Source organism: Rhodopirellula bahusiensis, assembly GCF_002727185.1.
Lineage (GTDB): Bacteria > Planctomycetota > Planctomycetia > Pirellulales > Pirellulaceae > Rhodopirellula > Rhodopirellula bahusiensis.
The window spans coordinates 18,023-28,341 of the sequence record NZ_NIZW01000049.1 but is presented as its reverse complement, the minus strand read 5'-3'; the positions used below and the strand labels follow the sequence as shown (position 1 = coordinate 28,341).

The following is a 10,319-nucleotide window of genomic DNA, read 5'->3' as shown; positions in this document are numbered from 1 at the left end:
ATCTGGCGAGGTTATCGAGAACTCACCCTACTACTTGACGGAATGCGTCTGGCGGAGCAAACCAGATCGAAAAGTTGTGGGTAAAGACAAGGGCATCGCCCCTGGAGCAGAAAAACACGGCCCCATTTTGGCCAACGGCCAAATTCAATTCAAAACGTGTGGGTTGATGTTGGCCGTTGGCCAACAAAACCAAATGCAAAAGCGCAACTTCAAAAAGCGTGAGCGAGGGACGCCCCCAACACCCATGACGGCCCCATCCGGGGCGACCGTTTGTTTTCCGGACTCAGTGTCTCGGGGCTTCCGCCCCGAGCTAAGCATGACGGCCCCGTCCGGGGCGAAACCCAGGCGCCAGCCAGCGATACAGCACCAGAAAACTGCACGACCTGCTTCGTTTCGGGAGAAGTGGATGATGAATAAGCGACAAGCAGCGCATCAGAGTAGAACAGTTGTCCTCAACTGTTCCGTCGGGCAACTCTCAACGTCCAAGCCCAGGTTCAATCATTTCCATCTGCAAGCATTCGCATCACGCTGTTCGACGACATCAACCAACCACGCGAATATTTCGAGACAAGTGTTCCATACCCGATCATTCCTGCCGAGCGGCTTAGAATGCCGTTTTGATCTCCTCCAGCGACACGCCGAGCAGATGTTGAGCGAGTGGTTGGAGGTCGGCTTCGGTGCCGTGAATGTGGAACGTTCTCTGCACGTGTTTCATTGTTCCGCCAGGTGGCAATGCCGCGGCAGGTGAGGACGTTTCCAATTCGTAGAACGGACCGAGTGGTGGCTTGTTCGGCTCGGGCGAACCGTCGTTGTAGGAATTGATGACATCGCCGGCGTACGGTTTGTCTTGCAGTTCCCACATCGAATTGACGAACCCGTGCGGCGAATCCTGCACGTTGTAGGTGACGATGTTCAGCACTTTTCCTGCAGCGTCGTAACTGCCCGCAATGCCTTTGGATCGTTCTGGGGAGATGCCGATTTTGCCTCGACGAGTTCCATCGCCACGGAAGAACAGTTCTTGCTCCTCGACCCTCAGGTAGTCCGGTGGGACCTCGCCAAAGTAGGCGTCGTTGACCTTGGGGCCGAGTTCTTCTTCATCGCCGGAGCGAAAGGGAATGACGACGGTTGTTGTGGGCGAAGGGTTGTACATGCCGAGGATCCAAATCGAGAGCAAACCCGTTTCGCTCTTCCAGGGATTCTCCCCAGTGTTGGTGATTCGATTGTCGGTTTCGTAACCCACGATGCGAAGATCGTCACCCAACTCAACCTGCAATTGGTCAGCGGCTTCTTGAGTGCTGAGCAGTTTGATTGTGCGCTCGATACCGACGTTGAATTTCGTGCCACTGTGGTTGGTCAGTTTTGCTGTGTGTCGGAATCTCGCGGAGACGTCTGTTTGCTCGACCAGTTCGTAAGTCTCCGTGTCGATCACCGGAGGTGTTGTCCAGTCCGAGAACTCGAATTGAGTTCCGGGATCGAAGAACAGTCCGTACTGCCCACCTTCGGGACCGAGCCAGAAACGTTCTTCACCGCCGAAGATGTAAATGTGTTCTTCGAGTTTGCCTGTTCTTTCGTCCTCGGAAAGGAAGCCTTGCTCGATGACCGGGCGATTGATCCAGCCAAAGCTTGGGCCGGTGTTGCGATCAAAGGTGCTGGTCATCACTCGGCCTTGGTAGGCCGGCGCCACGGCGACCGCAGCATCACCGTGATGCAGCAGAACCACATCGGTGTGTTTTTTCATGAACGCCACATCATCGGCGAACCCGTCCACCGCGGTGGCTGATTCAGGAAAGAAACTCATGGTTGCTACCACCAAACCTGCAAACGTTGTGAAAGTCGTGTTCTTCATCTCAGTTTTTCTCCGTGACATCGAACCGTTGAATGAATGGCAGCCCACCGCGTTGCTTGCCTTTTGGCCGTCCAATTTCGACACCCCAATCCGGGAGTTGGCCTTTGCCGCGTTGCGTGAACGCTTCCGGCCGATAGGCGCCGCCTGCCCACGGACCGTTTTTCACATGGTGAGTTTTGGTGAAGTGAATTCCGTCTTCGGCATACAGGATTGAATTCGTGATCGCTTTCGGGCCAGTCGTGCCGATCATCGCGGCCACGCCTTTGCCTTGAGGCCACACCAAGACTTCGTGGTTGCCAGGGATCACCGGGTTGGCTTCGTGGCGCACGTAGGGGCCCTCTGGTTTGTCAGCGATCGCCAACCCCATTTGGGTTTGGCCGGGGCCTTTGCCCAGTTGGCGGCCTTTGTAGTAGAACCAAATCTTTCCATCTCGGACGATCAAGCAAGCATCGTCGACCAGGTGACTGTCGAAGTCATCCCGGTTTTCGCTGTTGGACAGCGCCGGATTGGTTGCCAGACGCTCCCAAGGACCGTCGGGTGAATCGGAAACCGCGATGCCGATTTTCGAATCGGGTTGAAAGCCTTTGCCGTACTTCTTGGATGTACCGGTGTAGAACAACCAATAGCGTCCTTCAGCGACCAGGATGTTGGGCGTGAAGGCACTGGCTCCTTCCCAACTGCCGGGTTCTCCTTTCGCGAGGGCCATGCCTTTTTCGGTCCACTGGTGACCGTCCTTCGACGTCGCGTACCAGATCGTGGCGTCGTATCCCGGTGAGATCTTTCCTTTCGAATACCACACGTAGAAGAGGTCGTCGACTTGGATGATGTCGCTCGGGTCACGACGCATGACACCAGGTTCGGCACCAATGCCCTCGACCGCCGAGTGCGTGACAACGACGGTTGGTGCGTCGGGCGAATCAGCGTGGGCGGAGGTTGCCAACATCACGAGGAGGGCAGGGAGAAAGAGTTTTTGCATGTTGGTGATCAAGGTGTTTTTTTGAGTGAGGTGAATTTGGTTGCTACTGAGTCAGGCAACGGTTCAGCGTTCCTGCGGGGCAACGAGATTGATTTTTCGTTGATCGGTTCCGGTCGTGTGAACGTCACCGAGTTCGTTTCGAATCCGTTCGGCTTGGCTTTGCAGGCGAGCGACGATCTCGGGATGAAGATCCGCGACGTTTTGCTTTTCGTTCACGTCGCGATCCAGGTTGAACAGTCGTGGCTTTTTGAGTGTCACAAAGCCTTTCGTTTTGTCGGGCTTCTTCGACCAGAATGGTTGGTCGTCGGTCGTGCGAGGAAGATGCAGCTTCCAGTTGCCTTCTCGGACGGCTTGTAGATTCGTGCCGTTGTAGTAGTAAAGAAACGGGTGCGGTGATTGGGTGTCTTTGCCCAGCAGGATCGGCAGAATGTTCTTGCCATCCAGCTTGCGATCATCCGGTGGCTGAACTCCGGCGAGTCCACAGAACAGCGGCAGCAGATCCATGCTGGTCAGTGTGACGTCCGAAACTTGGTTGGGTGCGATTTTGCCTGGCCACCGAAAGATCCCTGGCACGCGGTGGCCGCCTTCCATCGTGCAATACTTGCCACCGTTCAATCCGCCGGTGGATCCGTTTCGCGTGGGACCGTTGTCGGATGTGAACACCACCAACGTGTTCTCATCGATCCCGGCATCGCGAATCGCTTGCATGATTCGGCCGGTGCTGTGATCCAGTTCTTTGATGAAGTCGCCGTACTTGCCTTTTTCAGATGTGCCAACGAAGTCTTTGCTGGGACGCAACGGGTTGTGCACGATGTGGTGCGATACATAGATGAAGAACGGATCGTCTTGCTGCCGATCGATGAACTCGATGACTTCATCGGTGTAGCGTTTCGTCAGCACCTCGCAGGGAACGTTTTCTTGCTCCACCGCTTTGCCGCGATACAAGGTGTTGTGATTCTTTCCTCGCTTGGATTCATAGTTGCTGGGGATTCCAAAGTATTCATCGAAACCGGCATCGAGCGGGTGCGAACCTTCTACCTCCATGCCCAAGTGCCACTTGCCCACCATCAACGAACGGTAGCCAGCGGGATGCAGCAGTTCGGGGATCGTGAGCTCCTCCGGGGCAAAACCGTAGTCTTGGTATTTCGCGACGTTTTCGTTGCGAGCCACGGGCATGCCACATCGCATCGGATAGCGTCCGGTCAGCAAAGCGGCGCGAGAAGGACTGCACACGTTGGCAGGGACGAAAAAGTCCGTGCTGTGAAAACCTTCTTCGGCGAGCGCATCGAGGTGCGGCGTTTTTACGCCCGATGAATCGTAGCAACTGATGTCACCGTAACCGAGATCATCCGCGAAAATGAGAACGAAATTCGGTGGTCTGTCGGCGGCCTCGATGGAGGAAGCTTGCAGCCATGGCATGGCAACGGCCATGAGCAAGCTAACCCAAAAACAGCAGTGGCGATTCTGATTCGGAACGCCGGATCGGACAAAGGTGCGCATCGTGTGTTCTCAGTTGGAAAGTGGCTTGGGGTTGTCTTTGAAAGCAGCCGGCCGACTGTTGGTGGCGATGTCAGCGGCAAAGTCTTTCAGATGGCGTTGCAGTTTGTTGACGACTTGCGGGTTGGCTTCGATGACGTTCACCTTTTCACCGAGATCCTTTTCGAGGTCGTAGAGTTGCTGGGGGACTCCTTTGTTGGCATGCAGTTTCCACTTGCCCGACCTCACTGCTGCCAATTGGTTGCCGCGGTGGTAGAAGAAGACTTCGTGCGGTGATTGCGTTTCGCCTTTCAGAGTGGTCCAGATGTCTTTACCGTCGATGACCCGGTCCGTTGGGATTGTTGCTCTGGCGAGCTTCGCGAATGTTGGCAGCAGGTCCATGGTGGACATGAGTTCGTTGTTTTCTTGACTGGCGGGGATTTGTCCTGGCCAGCGGACCACGGTGGGTTCACGCACACCGCCTTCGAACGCGGTTCCTTTGTGCCCACGCAGTTGGCCGGCGCTGGCGAAGAGTGTGTTCTTTGGCGGTCCATTGTCGGACGTGAACAGCACCATGGTTTTCTCGTCGAGCCCATTGGATTTCAGTGCGTCGAGGATTTGTCCGACGGACCAATCGATTTCGGCGATCGCTTGGTGGAAGAGATTCGCACGCGTTGCGTAGTCAATGTTTCCGTCTTCTTTGCTGATGGCAGCCACGACGTCATCGGCAACACCCTTCATGAACGGAGGGGAGACGTGCAGCGGGGCATGAGGAATGGGATGGGGGATGTACAGAAAGAATGGATGGTCTTTATTTCGGTCAATGAACGAGACCGCACGTTCCGTGATCCGTTTGGTCAAGAAGTCAGCGTTGGGTTCCATTTCGACGACCGTGTCGTCCTCCAGCAGAGGCAACGGTGGGAACTGGTAGTGATTCTGCCGAGGATGAAACGGATGAATGTCGTGGCTGTAGGGCAGGCCAAAGAACTCATCAAAGCCTTGTTTCGTCGGGAGGAATTCTGGTTGGTCGCCGAGGTGCCATTTGCCAAACATGCCGGTCCGATAGCCCGCTGTTTTCAAGACTTCCGCGATGGTGATTTCATTGGGATGCAAACCTTTGCGATCGCCAGCCAGCAGCACTCCGAAATTGGAACCCATCGCCATGCCGATTCGCTTGGGATAGCAACCCGTCATCAGCCCCGCTCGTGATGGAGTGCAAACGGGAGCGGCCACGTAGAAACTGGTCAGCCGAGACCCTTCGGTCGCCATCTGATCGATTCGAGGCGTGGCGACGTGTTGACCACCAAAGCAACTGAGGTCGCCATAGCCTTGGTCGTCCGTCAAGATGACAACCAGGTTTGGCTTGGCGGTAGGTTTGTGTTTGGCGTTCGCTGATTCGGCTGCTGTTCTCTGGTGTGTTTCCAACAGAACTTTTGCATCGAACTGGAAGTCGTCCACCGTGATGTGCCCCCAGCCACTTGTTGATTCATCAACGACTTTGAGAAACAACTTTTTGCCGGCATAGGGCGTGAGATCCCAGTTGACGCTTTGCATCACCTCCGAGTTCACCCCGCGGGCCGTCTTCAGTTCTCCTCCATCGACCAGGCACAGCGCGACATAGGTGTTGGGTCCCCTTCCACCTCCGACGCGGAAAGTCATTGGGCCGGGCTCGGCAATGAACTCTGGCGAGACAATCACTCCGGTTTGCTGGTCCGATCCTCGCTCAGCTTCAAGACTGAATTCGAGTGTTGTCAGGTAGTGCTTGCCCTGCTTGTTGTAGTCACTCTTGTTGTTGTTGATGAAGCGATCTCGATTTCCGATTGGATGCCCGAATTTCCCTTCGATGATTCTCCATGGTTCCAGCTTGCCCGATTCGAAGTCCCAGGATGTGTTTCGAGAGCTCGGTGTCACGGGAGTTTTCTTGGCGGGAATGCCGTTTCCTTCTTTCGAGGCAGGTTTCTGTTGCTGCGTTGGCTTCGAAGGGGCGTAGCTTGCCAGCAACGCTTTCATTTCTTTCACGATCAGAGGGTGATCTTGGAACACGTTGGTGGTCTGAGATCGGTCCTTTTCCAAATCGTAAAGCTGAGCGGGCGGAGCATCCTTCTTGATGCGGCCGTTGACGATGTCGCTGTTCTTGTGACCGGAGAACTGAACCGCGGCGGGACCTCCCCAAGCGTGATGCTGGGGTTTGGAACCGTTGAATCCGCCGCTGCCTCGAGCACCGATGTAAAGCCACTTGCCTTTTCGAATCGCCAAGTTGCGCGGTTGGCGTGGTGCGAGGACCAACTCCGTCCGCAAGGGTTCGCTGGGTTCATCCAGCAACGCAGGCAACATGTTGATGCTGTCTTTCTGCTCCGACGATGGCATCTCTTGCTCGGTCAGTGCCGAGAACGTGGCAAACAGGTCGACTTGGCTGATCAGTTGATCGGACTGAGTTCCCGCTTTGATTTTGCCCGGCCATTTCGCGATCAGGGGAACTCGGTGTCCGCCTTCCCAGACGCCGAATTTGAACCCCAGCAATTCGCCATTGGGTTGATGCCCGGCTTTGACCGCATCGCGTCCAGCTCGGTTGAGCATAGCGCCGTTGTCGCTTGTGAAGAGGACGAGTGTGTTTTCAGTCAGGCCATTGTCTTCGAGCGACTTCACGATCTCACCGACCATCCAGTCCAACTCATGGACAAAATCGCCGTAGAGGCCGCACTGGCTGGTGCCCTTGAAACGGGGCGCCGGGGTGAATGGGTGATGAATGTTGGGAGTGGCGAAATACAGAAAGAACGGTTCGTCTTTCTTTTGAGTGATCCAATTCACCGCGCGTTCCGTCAGAAGCGTGCCTGTTTTCTCGTCGTCGTAGATTTCGAGAGCCTTCAGAGCACCGCTGAATCGGTTTGGGCTCTTGATGGACGCTTCTGCAGGAAACGTGGGCGTGGGGGACACGGGTTTGCCGCCGTACACCAACGGATCGCTTGGGTCGTATCCGAAGATGCTGTCATCGTTGACATAGACGTAGGGGCTGCCGCTGTTGACCAATGGCACACCAAAGTAATGATCAAACCCGACGTCCTGAGGTCCCGGCCGCAGTGGCACTTGCCAATCGTTGGGTTCTTCTTTGAATCCCAGATGCCATTTCCCAAGACAGGCTGTTGCGTAGCCTTTGTCCTTGAAGACCTTTCCAATCGTTTGCGTGTTCGTGTCGATGATCAAACCGGAGGTCGTCGGAAGCGGCCCCCAAACTCCTTGCCCGCCCATCGCGCGAACCGGGTACTGTCCCGTCAGCAGCCCGTAGCGTGAAGGCGTGCACACGGCGGATGCGGAGTGGGCGTCGGTGAACCGTCGTCCTTCCGCGGCAAGTTGATCGATATTTGGTGTCGATAGTTTCGTTGCTCCATAGCAACTCAGGTCTCCGTAGCCGAGGTCGTCAACAAAGATCAGAACGACGTTGGGTGGTCGCTCCGCCGCGGCGGATGTTCCGCAGGTGACAAGCATCACCAATGCGGCAGCGCAAAGAGGGATCAGGGATGAATTCATGAGGGGCATTTGCTTGCACGGGGATGAAGTCATGGCTGGAAGGAGTCGGTGCGGAAGGGGTAAGCGGGAAGCTTGGCGGCGTTGATCAGGTTCACTTTGGGTTTGCCCGCGAATGCGTAGCGAACATAGATCGGGTGCGTCAGTTCAGACGAACTCAGGACCACGGTTTGACCGCTCAGCTCGGCAGTTGCAGGAACCCATTTTTGTGAATCGTCTGACAACCAAAATCCGGTGGGGGCTTTTCCATCGAGAGTCCGCAGTCCCTCGGCATGTTCGAAGTGGACCACCAACCGATCATCCAGCACTTCAACGCGTTTCATTTTGGGACCCTCCGCTTCGATGGTCTGGCCCAATGTCTCGCGAGCCGCCAGCAATGCCAGTCGTTGGCCGATAGGAAGCTTGTCTTTGGGATGAATGTTTTTCAGATCACCCAAGTCGATTGTGTTGACGACGGAAGTGTGCGGCAGTTCCAGTGATTGCAACTGCGACTCTCGCATCCAAGCCCACGAGTGAGTGCTCGGATGTTCGGGGCCCATTTGCGGTCCGGTCGGCAGCGGCTTGAAATAGCCAGGCAACATCACGACCAGGAAGTGCATGCCCTCGTTGCCCCACTCCTTTCGGTAACGTTTGACCCATGCCTTCAAGGTGGGGCCATATTTCAGGATGCCCGAGTGACGTGAGAACCAAGGTTCCTTTGACATCCCAAACATCGACTGTGTGTTTCGTTCGCCTTGGTACCACACCAGCCCGCGGCAAGCGTAAGGCACCAACGGATGAATCATCGCGTTGTAAAGAATGTTCGATTGGCGACGCAGGAAGATGTCGTCGGCTCGGCTCCACGGTATCTTGCCATTCAGAATGGAAGCGATCCGATCTTGGGTGGCTGTGTCCGCATCAAACTCGTCCATCATCGTCTTGAAATGTGGCACGGTTTCAGTCATCTCTCGCGGCATCCAAGCTTCGATCGATGAACTGCCCCAACACGACAGAATGATGCCCACCGGAACGTTACCGGCTTGTTCTAAAAAGTGAGCAAACGAAAACGCGACGGCGCTATTGGGCGGTTGCTCCGTCCATTTGCCTTCCAGGCGATCTTGCTCGGTCATCGCGACGGTTCGTTTCACTTCGAAGCATCGAATGTTCTCTGAGGTGGCGGCCAAAGATTGGATTTCAGGAACCGCTGCGGTTGAGAATTGCATGTTGGATTGCCCGGAACAAATCCAGACCTCTCCAACGACAATGTTGGTGAATGAAACCGAGGAGCGGGAGCTTGAGACCTGCAGTGTTTTTGGTTCTGCGCTGGCAGGCATCGGATCCAGTTGCACTTTCCAGGTTCCATCGGCGTTCGCGACGGACTGCTGTTTTTGTCCATCAAACTCCACCGTGATCGCCGTCCCCGGATCAGCCGAGCCCCAAACCGGAACCAGCATCTTTTGTTGCAGCACCGCGTTGTCGGTGAACGGCGATGCGACCGACAATTCGGCCATTGCAGTGGCGGGATACGACAACAGAAAGCATCCGGCGACGATTGCGAGATGCATCAGGTGACTTGGCGAACGGTGCCGCATGGCGGGTGGGTCATTTGACATTGAGTGCCTCGATCCGTTGATGGTCGACTGGTCCGTTGAGGTATCCAAGCTTCGCGAGGAATTGATCTGTCTTGGCCAGCGTGTCGTTGAAACCGCCTCGTTTGGGATTGAAGAACCCGTGTGGTTGGCCTTCGTACAAATGGAGTTCTGTTGGGATGCCCGCAGCAATCATCTTGTCGCGAAAGGCTTCTGCGGTGGCGACAGGAACGTGTTTGTCTTTGTTTCCCAGGAACACAATCGCGGGTGGATCATCCGGCGTGATGTTGTGAGCGGGCGAGATCGCGGGGAACCACTCTTTGATCCGGTCGTAGCCATACCCACCCTCTTTCGCGTTGTCGTAAACCGGGTTGAACAAGACCAACGCGTTCGGTTTGGAAGAGACGGAATGATCTTCTCCCTCGGCTTCAAAGCCTTCGCAGATACCGGTTGCCGCTGCCACATGCCCGCCCGCCGATCCGCCGCCAGCGATGATTTTCTCAGGATCGATGCCCAATCGCTGTGCGTTTTGACGGACCCAGCGGATGGCTGATTTGCCGTCTTCCACGCACGCGTCGGGCGTGACCTTCTGGCGACTCTTGACGCGGTAGTCGGCCACGAAAGCAACAATGCCGCGAGAAGCGAGGTAGCGACTTTGCGGTGCCAATTGAGTCACCGTGCCTCCGTTCCATCCGCCGCCGAAGAAGAACACCGCCGCCGGTCGTTTGTCTTGGGCTGGATCGTGACCTTCCGGGTCGAAACGGTAGATGTGCAGATCGTCGCCGGAAGCGGTCTTGTAAACCTCCGCGGTGGCGCCAGGCATGGCGACTTGTTCGGTCTTCGCCATCGCGGGTGTTGCCATCAGAAGGAACGCGATCAACAGCGGTAATGTCGGTGAGAATTTCATGGGGATGTTTGTTCTTGTGTGCTA

At 55.8% G+C, this 10,319-nt stretch carries 6 protein-coding genes; all 6 read right to left on the bottom strand.

What is annotated here, in order from left to right:
• Positions 1–604: 604 nt before the first annotated feature.
• Complete coding sequence (locus CEE69_RS31225) at positions 605–1,846, bottom strand: DUF6786 family protein (RefSeq protein WP_099264414.1); 1,242 nt, start codon at positions 1,844–1,846, stop codon at positions 605–607.
• A gap of 1 nt (position 1,847) precedes the next feature.
• Complete coding sequence (locus CEE69_RS31220; RefSeq protein ID WP_233215827.1) at positions 1,848–2,822, bottom strand: family 43 glycosylhydrolase; 975 nt, start codon at positions 2,820–2,822, stop codon at positions 1,848–1,850.
• A gap of 63 nt (positions 2,823–2,885) precedes the next feature.
• Entirely contained in the window at positions 2,886–4,322 is a 1,437-nt protein-coding gene (locus tag CEE69_RS31215) for a sulfatase family protein (protein WP_099264412.1), read from the bottom strand.
• A 9-nt stretch (positions 4,323–4,331) separates the two neighbouring features.
• Entirely contained in the window at positions 4,332–7,832 is a 3,501-nt protein-coding gene (locus CEE69_RS33445; protein ID WP_390180013.1) for a sulfatase-like hydrolase/transferase, read from the bottom strand.
• A 20-nt stretch (positions 7,833–7,852) separates the two neighbouring features.
• Positions 7,853–9,412 carry a sialate O-acetylesterase gene (locus tag CEE69_RS31200; protein WP_099264411.1) on the bottom strand — a complete coding sequence of 520 codons (1,560 nt, stop codon included), beginning with the start codon at positions 9,410–9,412 and terminating at the stop codon, positions 7,853–7,855.
• On the bottom strand, positions 9,402–10,295 hold the full coding sequence (locus CEE69_RS31195) for an alpha/beta hydrolase (RefSeq protein WP_099264410.1): 894 nt from the start codon (positions 10,293–10,295) through the stop codon (positions 9,402–9,404). The genes CEE69_RS31200 and CEE69_RS31195 overlap by 11 nt, the downstream gene beginning before the upstream one ends.
• Positions 10,296–10,319 lie beyond the last annotated feature (24 nt).

Bases quoted from the DNA above. Each gene is read 5' to 3' on its own strand.
- CEE69_RS31220 (WP_233215827.1), bottom strand. From the start codon at position 2,822: ATGCAAAAACTCTTTCTCCCTGCCCTCCTCGTGATGTTGGCAACCTCC.
- CEE69_RS31195 (WP_099264410.1), bottom strand. From the start codon at position 10,295: ATGAAATTCTCACCGACATTACCGCTGTTGATCGCGTTCCTTCTGATG.
- CEE69_RS31215 (WP_099264412.1), bottom strand. From the start codon at position 4,322: ATGCGCACCTTTGTCCGATCCGGCGTTCCGAATCAGAATCGCCACTGC.
- CEE69_RS33445 (WP_390180013.1), bottom strand. From the start codon at position 7,832: ATGCCCCTCATGAATTCATCCCTGATCCCTCTTTGCGCTGCCGCATTG.
- CEE69_RS31200 (WP_099264411.1), bottom strand. From the start codon at position 9,412: ATGTCAAATGACCCACCCGCCATGCGGCACCGTTCGCCAAGTCACCTG.
- CEE69_RS31225 (WP_099264414.1), bottom strand. From the start codon at position 1,846: ATGAAGAACACGACTTTCACAACGTTTGCAGGTTTGGTGGTAGCAACC.